Source organism: Paenibacillus wulumuqiensis (assembly GCF_000971965.1).
In the GTDB taxonomy this organism is placed as follows: domain Bacteria; phylum Bacillota; class Bacilli; order Paenibacillales; family Paenibacillaceae; genus Saccharibacillus; species Saccharibacillus wulumuqiensis.
In genome coordinates, this window is record NZ_LAQP01000001.1 from 186,512 (window position 1) to 202,375 (window position 15,864).

Annotated in this window: 11 protein-coding genes and 2 pseudogenes; 7 read left to right on the plus strand and 6 right to left on the minus strand. The window is 44.9% G+C overall.

Going from position 1 to position 15,864, the window contains the following annotated elements; genetic code table 11:
• Positions 1-15: 15 nt before the first annotated feature.
• The gene (locus WH45_RS09045) at positions 16-1,428 is read left to right on the plus strand and encodes a radical SAM protein (RefSeq protein ID WP_046214054.1); all 1,413 of its coding nucleotides are present in this window, start codon (positions 16-18) and stop codon (positions 1,426-1,428) included.
• 132 nt (positions 1,429-1,560) lie between these two features.
• On the opposite strand, the gene WH45_RS23580 is transcribed toward WH45_RS09045, so the two are convergent.
• Positions 1,561-1,731, minus strand: a complete 171-nt coding sequence (locus tag WH45_RS23580; RefSeq protein ID WP_156075155.1) for a hypothetical protein — start codon at positions 1,729-1,731, stop codon at positions 1,561-1,563.
• Positions 1,732-2,058: 327 nt separating this feature from the next.
• Here WH45_RS23580 and WH45_RS09050 point away from each other — a divergent pair, with 327 nt between their 5' ends.
• The 3 genes from WH45_RS09050 (at position 2,059) to WH45_RS09060 (ending at position 5,200) form a co-directional block, all read left to right on the plus strand.
• A complete protein-coding gene (locus tag WH45_RS09050; protein ID WP_162198443.1) occupies positions 2,059-2,583 on the plus strand; it encodes an SMI1/KNR4 family protein in 525 nt (174 codons plus the stop codon).
• Positions 2,584-2,627: 44 nt separating this feature from the next.
• Positions 2,628-3,032, plus strand: a complete 405-nt coding sequence (locus WH45_RS09055) for a YxiJ family protein (RefSeq protein WP_046214056.1) — start codon at positions 2,628-2,630, stop codon at positions 3,030-3,032.
• A gap of 587 nt (positions 3,033-3,619) precedes the next feature.
• The gene (locus tag WH45_RS09060) at positions 3,620-5,200 is read left to right on the plus strand and encodes a sensor domain-containing diguanylate cyclase (protein WP_046214057.1); all 1,581 of its coding nucleotides are present in this window, start codon (positions 3,620-3,622) and stop codon (positions 5,198-5,200) included.
• 223 nt (positions 5,201-5,423) lie between these two features.
• Here the strand turns inward: WH45_RS09060 and WH45_RS09065 are convergent, their stop codons facing one another.
• Together WH45_RS09065 and WH45_RS23125 are read right to left on the minus strand one after the other, a co-directional pair.
• Positions 5,424-6,338 carry a phosphotransferase gene (locus tag WH45_RS09065; protein WP_046214058.1) on the minus strand — a complete coding sequence of 305 codons (915 nt, stop codon included), beginning with the start codon at positions 6,336-6,338 and terminating at the stop codon, positions 5,424-5,426.
• Positions 6,339-6,415: 77 nt separating this feature from the next.
• Positions 6,416-6,991 (minus strand): annotated as a pseudogene (locus tag WH45_RS23125) (IS1595 family transposase); the annotation flags it as partial.
• A gap of 342 nt (positions 6,992-7,333) precedes the next feature.
• On the opposite strand from WH45_RS23125, the gene WH45_RS09070 reads away from it, so the two are divergent.
• Positions 7,334-8,533, plus strand: a complete 1,200-nt coding sequence (locus WH45_RS09070) for a GTP-binding protein (RefSeq protein WP_152663525.1) — start codon at positions 7,334-7,336, stop codon at positions 8,531-8,533.
• Positions 8,534-8,583: 50 nt separating this feature from the next.
• Positions 8,584-9,411 (plus strand): AAA family ATPase, encoded by an 828-nt coding sequence (locus WH45_RS09075; RefSeq protein WP_046214060.1) that lies wholly within the window; start codon positions 8,584-8,586, stop codon positions 9,409-9,411.
• Between the two features lie 217 nt (positions 9,412-9,628).
• Here the strand turns inward: WH45_RS09075 and WH45_RS09080 are convergent, their stop codons facing one another.
• On the minus strand, positions 9,629-10,108 hold the full coding sequence (locus WH45_RS09080) for a hypothetical protein (protein WP_046214061.1): 480 nt from the start codon (positions 10,106-10,108) through the stop codon (positions 9,629-9,631).
• 401 nt (positions 10,109-10,509) lie between these two features.
• A pseudogene (locus tag WH45_RS09085) lies at positions 10,510-12,231 on the minus strand (alpha-amylase family glycosyl hydrolase); the annotation flags it as partial.
• An 835-nt stretch (positions 12,232-13,066) separates the two neighbouring features.
• Between WH45_RS09085 and WH45_RS09090 the strand changes: the two are divergent.
• The gene (locus WH45_RS09090) at positions 13,067-15,136 is read left to right on the plus strand and encodes a fibronectin type III domain-containing protein (protein WP_152663526.1); all 2,070 of its coding nucleotides are present in this window, start codon (positions 13,067-13,069) and stop codon (positions 15,134-15,136) included.
• A 102-nt stretch (positions 15,137-15,238) separates the two neighbouring features.
• Here the strand turns inward: WH45_RS09090 and WH45_RS09095 are convergent, their stop codons facing one another.
• On the minus strand, positions 15,239-15,661 hold the full coding sequence (locus WH45_RS09095) for a hypothetical protein (RefSeq protein ID WP_046214063.1): 423 nt from the start codon (positions 15,659-15,661) through the stop codon (positions 15,239-15,241).
• Positions 15,662-15,864: the final 203 nt, after the last annotated feature.

The following is a 15,864-nucleotide window of genomic DNA, read 5'->3' on the forward strand; positions in this document are numbered from 1 at the left end:
AAAAGGAGCAAACCCATGCCCAAAAATAGGCCTTATCTCTATCATGAGCTGACCAACAGTATCTGCTCGACCTGTTACCGCAAGGCAGAAGCCAAGATTATCGAGGAAAATGGACGCATCTATATGGTCAAGCGCTGCCTCGTACACGGACCGGAAAAGGTACTGATCTCGACGGATGTGGAGTACTATCATCGTACCCGCGAGTTCGTCAAACCGTCCGAGATGCCGCAGATCTGGAATACCCCGATCAAATACGGCTGCCCCTACGACTGTGGTCTCTGTCCGGATCATGAGCAGCACAGCTGTCTCACTCTGCTGGAGATTACGGATCACTGCAATATGAAGTGCCCGATCTGCTTTGCCGAATCGTCCCCGCACCGGACATCGTATCGTTCACTGGAACAGATCGCCTTTATGCTCGACCGGATTGTCGAGAATGAGGGGGAGCCGGACATTGTGCAGATCAGTGGAGGGGAGCCGACGACCCATCCGGACTTTTTTGAGATTCTCGATATGTGCAAAAGCCGTCCGATCAAGCATATTATGCTCAATACGAATGGCGTGCGAATTGCCCAGGATCGGGAATTTGTCCGCCGGCTGGCAGGGTATATGCCGGGCTTTGAGATTTATTTGCAGTTTGACAGCTTTGAAGCCCATGTACTCAAAGAGCTGCGCGGAGCGGATGTACGCCGTATCCGCGAAGAAGCGATTCGTCATCTGAATGAGTTCAACCTGTCCACCACCCTGGTGGTGACACTTAAGAAAGACCTGAATGATCACGAGATCGGCAAAATTATTCAATATGGACTCAAGCAGCGTGCTGTACGCGGCGTGACCATTCAGCCGATCCAGGCCGCAGGACGGCTGGAAGGCTATGACCCATCGACTGATCGCCTGACTGTGAGCGAAGTGCGTCAGATGATCATCGATCAATCCGGCGTGTTTAATGAAAATGATATCCTGCCGGTTCCCTGCCACCCCGATTGTCTGGCGATGGGCTATGCGCTGAAAGTCGGCAAGCAGGTCATTCCACTGACCCGTATGATCGAGCCGGAAGTACTGCTGGAGGGAGACAGCAATACGATCGTATTCGAAAATGATCCGGTTATTCGCGGCAAACTGTTCGAACTGCTGTCAACCGGTCACTCGCCGATCTCCTCGGCTCTGTCTCTGAAAAGTCTGCTCTGCTGCCTGCCACTCGCAGCCGTACCCAAGCAGATTAATTATGACAACGTCTTCCGCGTAATCATCATGCAGTTCCTGGATGCCTATAACTTTGACGTACGCTCGGTAAAAAAATCCTGCGTGCATATCGTCCATCCGGATGGACGGATCATTCCATTTGATACGTACAATCTATTTTACCGGGATGACAAGGAGCAGCTGCTCGAGAAGCGCAAACAGGAGATTGTGACAGCCTGGGAGTAATGGAGATGGGTAGATGACCATAAAGTAAAGTACGCAGACAAAAGAAGCAATATTCTTAAAAAGAACGGAAAAATTAAAAAAGGAGTATAACACCTCATCGTGCTGTGCTCCTTTTTGCATTTTATAGTGAGGTTATATTGTGGAATCCCTGTTATCGGTTAGCAGCACAGTCAGTACGAGAGAGAGGATGACAATGAATACCAGGGCTACCAGCTGAACGACATTTTCGAATCCACCGGACAGATTGATATGGGCAAAAATCAGATCCCGCAGGATGTAATAGAAAATCTGAAGCAGTGCCATAAAGACCAGAATTCGGACGATCCAAGCTTTGATTGTGTGTTGGATAAGATCACCTTTTCTCTGTGAAATGTATGTAAGTTAGACAAGTTTATGGTAAATAATAACTGGATAAAGAAGCATTTGCAACCTTCTTGGAATTGATCGTCTATTCATCTAAACACAACATTTCAATAGGTGAAAAATTCACGATAATAAACCTAAAACCAGAAAAAAAGAAATTATAAATTCCTGCATTCATAACGTCAATATTATTTTCATGACAGCTTGCTCATTGTACAGCTATCGTATTACGATACAGAGAATAGAATAATGAGAGGGGGTGCATTAGTGGGAATAGAACAAGCGGTGGAACTCTGGCAGAATGTGATTATAACAGCGATAGCGAAGAAAGGCGGCAAAGAAGAAGATCTTCAGCTGCTGCCCGGCGTGGATGAGCAGGCATGGGACCCACTCGCAGAGAATATGAAATTAGAGATTCCTGCTGAGATCAAGGCATTTTATCAGGTACATGGCGGACAGCAAGATGAGATGGGTGCGACTCCATTTGTACGCAATCTGACGCTGCTGTCGGTAAATGCCATTTTGGAACAGTGGCAGTTTCTGAATGAAGAGGTCGAGCTGGATGAGATGGAAGTAGATAATGGCCCGGGAGTCAGACCTGTAGTATGGAGCCCGGCCTGGATTCCGGTAGCGACGAATGGAGCAGGCGACTATCTCTGCCTGGACACCGATCCGGATCAGGGTGGTACGTATGGACAGGTGCTGTATTACTGGCATGACTGGGAAGACCGCTGCGTAGAGGCGGAGAGCTGGTTTGCCTTTATTGAGTTATGTCTGGCAGAAGAGGATTAAGAAGTGAAATTCATATAAGGTCATGGATGACCAGGTGATTGCAGATGAGTATACAGACGGTTATGGAGGAGATTCAGCAGTTATACACAGAGGAATATGAGACATTGGCTTTTTATGAAGAATGGGGCTGGCTGCAGCAGGACTTTGCAGAGGAGTTCAAGCAGCATGCAGCTGATGAGATTATCAATGCGGACTTTGACACCTACGAATCATTGATCGTAGGGCTGGCGAGCCGCCGGACCGGGGAGCGGCTGGCAGATGCGCTGGAACGTTATAAATACAAGCAATGGCTGGAAAAGTCTTTTTATGATTGCTATCCGAAGTACCGGTTTTTGGAAAGGTATGATTTGTCGGGGTATCCGAAGATGCATAAGACGATGATGGTACTGGAGCGGATGCGGATGAAGCTATTGGAACTGGTTCGGCTGTTGGATTCCAGCGCTACATAGGAAAATGGGTGAGAATGGTATTAGTACTAAAATAGCTTGTTTGGCGGCTTTCAGTCGATCACTTGCCAGCCGCATGGCGTTGTAAATCAGGGTGACGAATTGAAAATGAATTTTCGCTTCCTTGCCCTTCGCTGCGGGAACAAGAAGACTCCGCTATCATTGGCGGAGTCTTCTTTTAATAAAGCTGGGCATGCTCAGCTGGTCCAAAAGGTTTCTGAACATGTAGTATGTATTAAACAGTATAGATATGTAATAAAAGTAATCTATCAAGCAAAACATTGAATTTATTATAGTGGCCTACACAGAAAGAGATTAGCGATTATACATTGCTTTCTCTTTTTATAAGTTAGTATATAGTTTTATATAATATACAAATCTGCTCTTTTATGACTTCGATATTCCTATTAATATTCATGATGGTACTCTCCTTATTTACTATAATATCTATATTTTACTTTAAATGTGGATCATGATTGTATGTTATAGTGAGTTATATTACTATCATCAAGGGTTGGAATAGGTTGAATTATCCTATAGCTCTTTCATTTTAAAAAAATAAGAGATCTGTATAAATAAGGAGAGTATGGATGATCCACATAACACGTTGGTATAAAAGAGGATTTAAGCTGTCTACCTTTATGTGCGGCTTGGCTTTTTTAACTTCTTTCTTAATCTTGCTTTCTTGTTTACTTGTAAGTTATACCAACGAGAAGAATTCCCTTGAAAAACAAACTCTGGGACTAAATGAAAATCACGCTAAAAATTTAAGTCGAGTAACCAACACGTTAATTCAATCGATGCAGCACTCATTGAAATCCGGTTCTTACTATATGATGGAACATTTGTACCTAAGTCCAAGTCTATTTCAGGATAACTTGGATTACTTCCATGACTCTACCGGTTATTTTAATGCTGTTTTCACTGCTGATGAAAATGGCTTAATTCAAATGAATTCACCGACTAGTTTAGGTCAAGCAGGAACTTATCTCACCACACCAGCCAGTAAACAAGCCTTGGCTGCTAAAAAACCTATAATTTCAAGTCCATACATGGGTAAAATTGGGAAGTTGATCATTTTAGTGAGTCACCCTTTGTTTACGGATAAGGGACAGTATAAAGGAATGCTGGGTGGGGTACTCTATTTACAAGAAGATAATCGATTTAAACAGGTACTCGGAACTGAAAGTATGAGTGAAGATGGATCCTTCTTTTATGTTATAGATCGTGCAGGGAACATTATCTATCATCCGGATACCAATAGAATTAATCAGAATATATCGCAAACGCCAATCTTTTCTGAGTTGAAAAATACTAAAAGCGGGAACCTTAAAGTTAATGATTTAGAAGGACATTCTTATCTTGCAGGGTATGCAGTGGTCCCTGACACAGATTGGCGAATCGTAGTTCAAAGCCCTTCGCAAAACATAAAAGTCTACTCTTCTAATCTTATTTGGTCTACAATGTTGTATCTGCTACCGATTATTGCTGTACTGCTAGCTTTCATTTTGTGGATTTCGCTTCAGTTATCTCTACCGCTGAATTCTCTTGCTGAATATGCTAGGAATCTGGCGATAGGGAAAGAAAAAAGTAACGTGCCTAAAGTAAGCAAGTGGAATTATGAAGCTAAACAACTTCATCAGGCTATTATGATACTGGAAGAAGAGACCCGAGAGAAAGAAAGACAATTAAAAATAGAAGCAAATGTGGATCCGCTTACCGGTCTATTAAATCGACGTGCGCTTCAATCCATTGCAAGTAACTGGTCAAAAAATCAGTATGAATATGCCGTTGTTATGCTAGATATTGATCATTTTAAGTCAGTCAATGATAAATACGGTCATCCCATGGGGGATGAAGTGTTAAAAATGATGGCTCGTATTCTTCGTAGTCAAGCACGTTTAGAGGATTTGGTATTTCGTTATGGTGGAGAAGAGTTCGCTATTCTGTTATACGAAGCGAATGAAAATGAAGCGATGGAAATTGCTGAGCGGATCCGCCAAACAATAGAGATTTTTCCAACGCCAATCAATAAGCCAATTACGATTTCGTTGGGAATTTCTTTATACAAGGAAACCGATGTAGACTATGAAGGGATTTTCAATCGAGCAGATGAAGCCTTATATAAAGCTAAGCAAGACGGACGGAATTGTACGCGATTTCTACTTTAAAAAAAGACCATGTTAAATTCTAATGTTGATATTTGATCATAAGAAAACCGCCTTCGTTAAAAAGGCGGTTTATTGCTATTGTGTCCCGTTAGCGCAACGACTTACTCTGTTGAACTTCGTGTTCCTCAACATAAAGTGGCTTTAGGGAAGGCGGATCGTACCTATCGCGGACTTTAAACGACAAAATAGTGCCGATAGCCATAGCCGTAACGAAATAATGAACCTAATCCGATAGCGCCCGCATGATGTTGGATTTCGCTTCTGCCGCAATCACTTCATTCCCGTCATCGACCGCTTGCATCAAGATCAGTACGGGGATGTATACCGCGATCAGCCGCGCCAGCAGCTTCGTTTCCTCGTCCGCTCCTCCGTACATTTCAAAAAACACGCCGCGAGCATAAGATGGTAAAAAGCTATAAGCAATGCTCAAATCGCAAGCCGGGTGGCCTACGCTCAGATCGCCCCAATCAATGATGCCGGAAACGATCCCGTTCTCATTCACAAGTATATTTTTGAAATGAAGATCGCCATGTAGCAGTACATTCACCGCCTCGACACGGTCTTTTTGCAGCCTGCTAATATACGCTTCGATCGCACCGGACTCCTCCGGCGACAAGTGTTCAATCACCTTCGATAGAAAGCCCTCCAATTTCACTTTGCGCGATGCGATGTCCGTCAAGCTTCGATGATCTTGCTGAACTCCGCACTTCAGCGCCGCCTGCACCGGAAAATCATGCAATCTCCGCAAAAATCTTGCCAGCGTCTCTGCCGATAAAGCCCGGCGTTCTTCCGTCAAACCGATGGGGAAATCTCCTGGCACGTAAGCATAACCAAGAAATGGTGCCGGGTATTCGTCACTTGCTTCGCCATAAAACAACGGTTTCGGATAGGGGATGGTCATATATGCCTCCAGCTTCGGCAGCAGCTTCCCTTCCATACGAATGAAGTCAACTGCAATCGTTCTTCTTGGAAACCGGAACACGTACTCGTCACCGATAAGAAAAACCGTATTGTCCCAGCCCCAGTCCAATCGTTTCACTTGCTTCGATGACAGCTGAGGAAATTGTCTGCCGATCAGCATTCGGGCCTGCTCTTCGTTAATCTCCCACTCCGCATCCCACACATTCGTTCCTCCCATGAAATGTCTGCCTCCTCGTTTCTTACTTTATTTAGATGTTTACATTTCCTGAAAGTTACACATAACTGTCTGTTAGCTTAAAAAGAATAAGCAGAAAGCCGAAGTTTGGTGTTCGTGTCGGTCACAGTAAACCGGCACGATTTGACCAACATATTTTCTTATTCGATGCGGTATTCTTATATTCCTTGCTGTCTAAGTAACGAAACCACGCCAAGTGATTCTGCAAATACTTTGTTGCAACACCATTGAAGCGATCTCTTCAATCGGCTGTGGTAGCTGTTTACGTTTTGGATATGGTACACGCCTTTCACGCGTTGTTTTCCGTCGGACTTGAATCGGTAATGATTCATGACTTTTGAATTCGCACAGGAACTAGATGCCCTCCATAAATCAGTGCATAATGCGTTTGAGTCAGATAGATGGGCACCAATCGCTTCGTCTAATTTTGTAGCCCGAATACGTCCACGCCCAAGTACGCCAGAGTAAGTCATTTTCTGACGGTCACAGGCAACCAGCACGCACACTTGATCGTGGCTTATACCACGATATTTCGATTTGCCGCCACGTTTACGTGGCTTGCGTTCGGCAATATTTCGCTTGCCCTTTTCCGAGTAAAGAAAGTAGGTCTCGTCCATTTCAACAATATCTTGAAATGCTGTAAGGTTAGTTTTCGTTATTGTAATTTTGATATTTATAGCTATTGTTCATTTCATAAATTCCTATGTGATTTCCAACTTTCTCTTGTATAATATACAGCTTTATGTGGTTCTTGCTCATTAGATATTATAGTTCTTTAGAATCGCACAGTTGACAAACCATGCAAACAAGCATATATTGTTACCTATTAATCGTAATTATTACTATTAAATAAAATGATCGATCGGATACCTAATGAATGATTTCTACAAGGTGGAGTGCATCAACCCAACATCCATTCTATCCACTGTACTCAGTCGGATCATTACCTGTCGATCCAAACGCTAAGGAGAATGAATATGACTGTAAAACAACTGCCGGTAACGGTATTAAGCGGCTACCTCGGAGCAGGCAAGACGACGGTGCTCAACCATGTACTGAACAATCGTCAGGGACTCAAGGTGGCGGTGATTGTCAATGATATGAGCGAGATTAATATCGATGCGGCCCTGGTCAGGGAACAGGGAGCATTGTCGCGTACAGACGAGAAGCTGGTGGAGATGTCCAACGGATGCATCTGCTGCACCCTGCGTGACGATCTGCTGCAGGAAGTGCAGAAGCTGGCGCTGGAAGGACGGTTTGATTACATTCTGATCGAATCGACGGGCATCAGTGAACCGGTACCGGTCGCACAGACGTTTACGTATGCGAATGAGGAACTGGGCATCGACCTGACAGAATTGGCACGGCTCGACTGCATGGTAACGGTCGTGGATGCCAACCGGTTCTGGCATGATTATGAATCCGGAGAGACGCTGCTGGATCGCAATCAGGTGACAGATAGTGAAGATACCCGGGACGTGGTGGATCTGCTGATCGACCAGATTGAGACCTGTGATGTACTGCTGCTCAACAAGTGCGATCTGGTGGGGCCGCAGGAGCTGGAGCGATTGGAGCAGGTTATTCGCCAGCTGCAGCCAAGCGCGCGCATCATCCGTACGAGTAACGGACAGGTCGATCCGGCAGCCATTTTAAATACGGGATTATTTGATTTTGAGAAGACGAGTCAATCGGCAGGCTGGATACGTGAGCTTGAAATGGATGAACATACGCCGGAGACGGAAGAGTATGGGATTAGCTCCTTTGTGTATCGGCGGCGGGCTCCATTTCATCCGGAGCGTCTGGCTGCCTACATGAGTTACTGGCCCGAGCAGGTCGTACGTGCCAAAGGTCTGGTCTGGCTGGCAGCCGAAGGCGATCTGGCGGCAAGTCTGAGTCAGGCCGGTCCGTCTATCCAGTTTGGACCTGCAGGTCAGTGGGTGGCTGGGCTGCCAGTGGAGGAACAGCAGACGGTTCTGGAAGAAGAACCGGATGTGCGAGAGCGCTGGGACGAGCAGTGGGGTGACCGTCTGACTGAACTGGTCATGATCGGGATCGGCATGGATCGGGCTGAACTGGAAGCGGAACTGGATGAGTGTCTGTTAAGCGACGAAGAGCTGGAGCAGGACTGGAGCGCTTTTACCAATCCGCTGCCATGGCCGGTGCAGATACAACAGTAGAAGATAGTGATTGTTACCATTTCATAACCTACAAGGAGTGCATAATCCCTATGAGTAAAAACAGACGCAACTATGGCAAAATGCCGCTTACCAAAGGCATCGAGATGGCTTTGGTGTACAGTGTCAAGGAATGCGGCCAGCGAGCCCGGCATATTGTATTGTCTCCCGAGAACAGGCTGATCACCAACGAATTTCTGAAGATTATTGATATGAAAGAACAATTTGCGGTCCATAATGTACCGGTGCCCAACAAAATCATGATGTTCGGTCCGCCGGGAACCGGCAAGACGCTGACCGCTTTTCACCTAGCCCATCAGCTGGAGCTGCCGCTGGTCACGGTAAGACTGGATGCATTGATTCATGCACACCTGGGCGAGACCGGCAGTAATGTACGCAAAATCTTTGAGTATGCACGAATCGAGCCATGTGTGCTGTTTATGGATGAATTTGATGCGGTAGCCCGTACGAGGGATAATAACGATGAGGTCAAGGAAATGGCCCGCGTGGTCAATACGCTGCTGCAGTGTCTGGATGAATTCCCGGAGCACTGCATTTTCATCGCAGCGACCAATCTGGAGACCGAGCTGGATAATGCGATCTGGCGGCGGTTCGATACCAAGATGGTATATGGCAATCCAGCAGCAGAACTGCGGCTGGAATATATGGAACGATTGTGTGGAGAATTTCCATGTGAGTCCGGGCTGCTGACATGGGCCAGTGCAGAGATGGAAGGATGCAGCTACGCAGATATGGAGCAGATCATGCTCAAAGCCAAGCGCAAAGCCATTATCGATGATATCCCGCTCTCCCGGCTGCTGATCGAATTGTCCATTCAGGAGTACCGTCCATATCATCTGATTGCTTCCATGCAGGGCTAACGATAATAAATTTAGAGAGCGAGGAAATAGACCCAATCAGCGTTTGGAATGCTTTTTGCGAAGCAAAATAGCTTACATTCAGCGTTTGGCAATATAAACGCGGGGTACAATAAAAAATGCTTTTTGCGGAGCAAAATAGCTTACATTCAGCGTTTTGCAATTAAAAATTCATCTGGCTGCTGTACACGTATGAGCCTTATCCCTGTGCATCCGCAGTTCATTCCATCAGTTGAAGTTTGAAGTTCGTCCCGTCAATCTGTATGAGCAGATTCTGTTCCGTCAGATATTCAAAAAGATGAAAAATAGTCGCAAAATCAACCGTGTCGATCAGACGTACCACTACCTGGGCAGCCGGGAGATGAAGCAGAAATGAACTGAAAAAAGCGGCATCAATCCGGGTGCTGTCATACATATTGACTTCGATCGGCAGGCCGCTGTCGCTGATAAACAGGCAGTGATCCCCATGGGGATCGATATTCCAGTACTGACCTTTGTACCAGATGGGCTTCAGACTGTCCATTTCCACAATCCGCTCCATTACTTTCTCAAAAGAAGGGAGTTCCCGTTCGTTGGAAGGTATATTAATATATTCTGCGGTCAAAAGAGACTCGCATAACTGCTGGGCCATTCGTGTATAAAGTTCGGTAAACCGGACCGTCTCCTGGACAATCTCCGGCGTAAAGGGCTGGGTAATCATGTTATAGTGCCTCCTGTACATTTCCTGTAAGTTTAACGATAGTGCTGACTGATCCACCATTATACCATGCGATGTTATAATAAGGGGATAAAGATCTGAAAATGGGAGTTAGGCTGATGGGCTATACCAAATACAGAGAAAAAGTCAAAGCGGAGATCGAGTGCAGGGACTCACATCCGTGCTCAATGTTCGCATAGGATACGACTGTAGAGCAGTTGTTATGGATTCATAAACATCAGCAAGCAGATCGAGTTAAAAAGAAAAGCAGCAGAACCGTCGAGTGAAGGTTCTGCTGCTTTTTCATTGTACCTCGCGTTTAAAGTGCCAAACGCTGAATGTAAGCTATTTTGCTTTGCAAAAAGCATTTTTTCATTGTACCTCGCGTTTATACTGCCAAACGCTTATTTGGTCAGGATTTTTACTTCTTTTGGTCCCAGGGTTACGTTGATTGACCCGCCGTTAACCGTTACGGAATCGGTACCCATCTGGTTTTTCAGCACGGTGCCGTTGCCGAAGTTACTCAGGTTCGGGATGGTGCGAGTCTCGTTACCCCAGGAGTTGTTGATCAGGACAACAACTTCATCGGTACCGCTGGAGCGTTGATACGCATAAACGGTAGTGTCTGCCCATTTTTCTTTTTGCGAACCGTTTTGCAGAGCCGGGTGGCTGTTGCGGATTGCGTTCACTTTGGCGATATATTTGTACAGTTCATTATTTGTATCGAACTTCATATCTTCGCGGTTGGCTGGATCGTCCCCGCCACTGAAGCCCTGCTCGGTGCCCTGGTACACAATCGGAATACCACGAGAAGTCAGCAGGAAGCCGAGTGCTGCTTTGAGCTGAGGCCATTTATCGGAGTTGGCTCCAGGCTTGCCCGTCGCTTCGTTCAGGAAGCGCTTCACATCATGGTTATCCAGGAACGTACCGTTCAGGTTAGGATTTTTGTAACGGAAATCTTGGGCATAGCGCTCTTTGATCAGGTTCATGGAACCGTCTTTGGCAAATACGTCACGCATAGTGTAGTACATTGGGAAGTCGAGTACAGCATCCAGATAGTTGCTGTAGTCTCCGACATAGACCGGATCACCATGGAATACTTCACCAATAGTGAACGTATTCACAGCAGTGTCAAAATCTTTCAGGAACCATTTTGGTACATGCTTGGCTGTATCCACGCGCAGGCCGTCTACATTGGACTGCTGGATAATCCACTTGCCCCAGTTTTTCAGCTCGGTCGCAACTGCCGGGTTCTCCTGTTTCAGATCGTCGAGACCGGCGACGTCGCCATTTTCGATACGGGACTGATTATTGGAGTTGTAATCGTTCTGGGTAATCTCACCGGCATTATGGTACCAGTCCGGCTTGTCAAATGGTGCTTTGGCTGTACCGTTACCCGGCATGAAGTCACCGGTATGGTTGACCACGACATCCAGCATAACAGCAATATTTTTGCTGTGTGCGGTTTTGACCAGTTCCTGGAACTTGGCCATGTTACCAAGGTGACCATCAACAGAGTAGAAGTCATACGTATGATAGCCATGATAAGCGGCTACGCTCTTTTGCATGGTTACAGGCGTAATCCAGATAGCGGTGAAGCCCATGTTTTTGATGTAGTCGAGGCGGTTGATAATGCCTTGGAAGTCACCACCATGCCACTGAATCGGTTGGCTTTTGTTGGAGTTGAAGCCGCCGTAGTTATCATTGCTGGTATCGCCATTGTCGAAGCGATCTGTCATGATAAAGTAGATGCTGCGCTTGCTCCAGTCTACCGGCCCAAAGTTATCCGCAGGTGGCGGAGTGGTCGGATCGGTTGGTGTTACCGTTTCACTGGGTGCACCGGTAGTAATGGTACCTGATGCATTGTTGGCGCCCGGTACATAAGTGGATGTACCTGTTTTGAAGAAATAGTTTTTGGAACCATTGTTATCCCATGTTCCGGTACCATTGTTGAATACCGCTTCCAGCTGAGTGGTAGAGCCGATATTGATTGTAGTTTTGGCATATCCACTTACTTCGGCATCTGCGATCTTCACGCCAGGGGCTGCCGTCCAGTTACCATCGGCTTGACGGTAATGTATGTACGGAGTGGCGAATCCTTTTTTGTAGTACACGGTCACCGAATTATCCGCTGCATGGGTAGTATAACCACCGACAGCAGAAAGCATCGACACCAGCAGCATCATCGCAAACAGGATGGATGCCCACTTCTTAAACTTCACTTTACCAGGTAACAAATAAACCAGTCCTCCTTGATAGTCGTTTGTGCAAACGTTTACGCAACTCATTATAAGATAACGCTTACAGAAATGGAATAAGGAATATATATAAAGATTTGGATGATTATTGGATTTAAAATAAAAATAAAATCAGGTCGTTCAATATTATTTTATTACTTATGAGTACAATGATCTGAAACTGATTTAAAAGGATAGGAAAAACGAACGGAAATTGCCGCTTAACATGATCGTGAATCAGCAGGATTCGTTTTTTTATTTCCACTATAAGCCGGTATACAAGCGTTCGAGCAAGAATGATCCCTCAACAGTATTTACTTGTCGTCTCTTGATAACGGATTTAACAAGGCTGGAAATGACATGAACTTAACAGGGAGCGGGTTGATTATCATCGTTCTATTTTCTGTTTTTCAATAATGATTCACTGACATGCATATAACATTAACGAGCTACTAGTTCAAAAAACAAAGAATATACTTTTAATTTAAAATAAAGAAAAATTAACTTTTTTGTGGAATTGTTTGCACAAATATAAAAATATAGATCCAAATCAGATAATATATGGTAAAAGAGTTATTAATTTAATAAGATGTACTCAACAGTCTATGACTGTATCCCGGAGAATAAGATGGACCTGCCTGGTAGCCATACATAAGTCACTGCATCGAGCAGCCAGAACGAGCTTATTCATGCAGCTTCATTGGTTCTCTGAACCTGTAGGAGGTTGATGATGAACAAAATGGTAGGTAAATTAGTGAAAATGGTGGTCTGTCTGGCTCTGCTGGCAAGTCTGGGTCCATTCCCTTTGATCCACGCGGAGGAGAATGAGCAGCCGCAGTTGATTGGGCGGCCTCTCCCGCATGGCGACTGGGAAAAAAGCAGTATAGCTTATCCTCAAAGCAATATCGAACAATTGAGAGACGGGGATGTGCGCTCTGGATACAATGTTTGGGCAGGAGGTGATCCTGTGACAGCAGACATTGAAATTCACTTCTCCGAACCATACCAGATGAACGCCATTCAGCTTGTGACCGGCTCGGATACGGTAAAGCGCAACAATGTATATAAAATCTGGGGACTGAAAAATGGAGAATGGGTTCCGCTAGCAGAGCGCAGCTATAACATTGAACAAGGATTCTCTTTTATACAGGAGCCGATTCCTATCTCTCCTGATTGGTATGATGGTCTAAAGTTTGATATTCGGGGAGATTGGAAAATAGATATCCGGGAAATCAATTATGATTCATCACTGCCGGCACCTACAGCTCTGCAGAGCGAAGCCAGTAACGGACAAGTACACCTCAAGTGGAATCCTGTTGAAAACGCAGATAACTATGTGATTCGTTATCGTCCCGCTCTCGATGGAGAGTACCGGGAAGTTATTGTACCGGCAACTGCCTACAGTGGGTATATCCTGACTGGACTTGAAAATACCCAGGTACAGAATTTTATTGTGGCAGCAATTCACGATGGAATACAAAGCAATTTCTCTAACCGTATATCGGCGATTCCGCTGGGTGGTTATTATTATCCCGAATATACGAGTGCAAAAGCGATCAACAGTTCTTTATATACAAATGATACAGTAAAGTATCTGATTGATGGGAATTTTAAATACCCATGGTATGGATACAGATGGAAAAGTGACAATCCTGAGAAAATAGCCGAGTTTAGTATATCCAGTCAGTATCCGATTTATATGAATGCATTGGAATTTGTAATAGAGAGCGGGAATCAGGGCAAGGTGAGCTATACGATTACCGGTTATCGTAACAATGAAAAAAAGTTCAGTATAAAAGATTCACAGATTCAGACTCGTCAAAGTGCAGATTTATCTGCCCTCAAAGCAATAGATATTCCTGACGGATCGTACGACAGAATGGATTTTACTTTCCAGAGTACTGACGATTATCTTGCTTTTTATGAAGTATTGTATCGCTCTGAACATCAAAAAATAACTTCTCAAATCAGAGCTGCGTCCGATGAAAGTCCTGACAATATAAGACTTGGCTGGGAACCTGTTGATGGCGCAGAAGGTTATAATATTACCTGGGGTTATGACCAGATGCAGACCGTACGGGTACCTGCGAAAGCCTATCAAGGATATATCATAAAGGATATCATTAATGCAGGAGAGCCGACAGATTTTAGTATCCAGGCGATCATTGATGGAAAAGAGCAGAATTATTCCGAGCGCGTACAGGCAACTCCTAAAGCTTATCCGGTTGGTGAACATGTACCGCAAGGCACCAAAGTAACGGCTAATAATGAATATAACAGTGGGGGAACAAATGGTCTGGCAAAAAGTGCAGCCGATCATGATATCAAGACGTACTGGCGCATTCCATTTCCTTATTCCAATAGTGGAATGATCAATTTTGCTTTTCCAAAGCCGGTCGATATTCATGCTGTACAGCTTGTGAACAGTCATACTAATTTATATACAGATATTCCGGTGACCGGCACAGGCGAATTTAGAACCAGTGTAAAAGGCTCTCTTATCGATAAGCAGAAAATTCAAATTTACGGCTTGCAAAATGACAAATGGATTCTACTAAAGGATGGAAATATATATGTACCGGGGGCAGCAGCATTCGGCAAAAACAAACCTATTCCTGTGCGGCCAGGCAAATACGAAGGAATCATGATCTATATGGAAAGCCAAAACCGCGAATTGCATCTGCATGAACTCATGCTGTTCTACAATACCATTGATCCGGCATCTGCAGTTACGGAAGATGTATACGGAATCGCCGGAGATTCTACTGTTATTGAGGATACCTACATCCAGTAACATACGATTACAGATACAACGAATGAAAGTGAAAAAAAGCCAGTGTGAACCGCTCATCGCGGTTTGCACTGGCTTTTTATTTAATTCATGGAAAAATATGTTTTAGAACTGTGGATATTCGGCATGGTAGTAACCCGATACCGGTTTTTCGCTGGATGTGCTGATGGCAATGCGGAATTTGCCGGACTCATATCCGGATTGCAGCGTGCCATAGTATCCTTTGACAGGGCCATGAACGACGCGCACATCACGCGGTTCCCACTTGTTTTTGCTTTCATTGAAATACTCGTAGGAAACGATCATCATTTCATCTTTTTTCAGCGGCAGGTTCAGAGCCAGTTTGGTTTCGGAAGTGGCTTGGATTCCTTCAATAAACTCGATGTCCGTTGGTCCGCTCAGAGAGATGGAGCCGTTGAGGTAGACGGAATCGGAAGAGGAAGCATTGGCGGTTCCCTGGAAAACAGGCAGAAGGCTCAGCATAAGTACAAATGCGATTACTGCAGATAGTGATTTTTTCATAGTCATCAGTAGATTCTCCTTTGTATTGGGGATTAGGGTACTTACGAATACAAGATCGTTGACCTTTCCAAATCAGAAGATAACGTTCACCATCCCACCCTTCCGAATCACCATTTGAAGCTGGTAGCATTGTTCGCATACCATCCTTCATGACCCCTTATAATTTACCATTAATTAAGTTAAAAAGGTAGATTATTCAAGAATAAGGT

What these genes read in the sequence shown, in the direction of transcription:
- WH45_RS09045 (WP_046214054.1), top strand. Translation starts at nt 16, where the DNA reads ATGCCCAAAAATAGGCCTTATCTCTATCATGAGCTGACCAACAGTATC.
- WH45_RS23580 (WP_156075155.1), bottom strand. Translation starts at nt 1,731, where the DNA reads ATGGCACTGCTTCAGATTTTCTATTACATCCTGCGGGATCTGATTTTT.
- WH45_RS09055 (WP_046214056.1), top strand. Translation starts at nt 2,628, where the DNA reads ATGAGTATACAGACGGTTATGGAGGAGATTCAGCAGTTATACACAGAG.
- WH45_RS09060 (WP_046214057.1), top strand. Translation starts at nt 3,620, where the DNA reads ATGATCCACATAACACGTTGGTATAAAAGAGGATTTAAGCTGTCTACC.
- WH45_RS09065 (WP_046214058.1), bottom strand. Translation starts at nt 6,338, where the DNA reads ATGGGAGGAACGAATGTGTGGGATGCGGAGTGGGAGATTAACGAAGAG.
- WH45_RS09070 (WP_152663525.1), top strand. Translation starts at nt 7,334, where the DNA reads ATGACTGTAAAACAACTGCCGGTAACGGTATTAAGCGGCTACCTCGGA.
- WH45_RS09075 (WP_046214060.1), top strand. Translation starts at nt 8,584, where the DNA reads ATGAGTAAAAACAGACGCAACTATGGCAAAATGCCGCTTACCAAAGGC.
- WH45_RS09080 (WP_046214061.1), bottom strand. Translation starts at nt 10,108, where the DNA reads ATGATTACCCAGCCCTTTACGCCGGAGATTGTCCAGGAGACGGTCCGG.
- WH45_RS09095 (WP_046214063.1), bottom strand. Translation starts at nt 15,661, where the DNA reads ATGACTATGAAAAAATCACTATCTGCAGTAATCGCATTTGTACTTATG.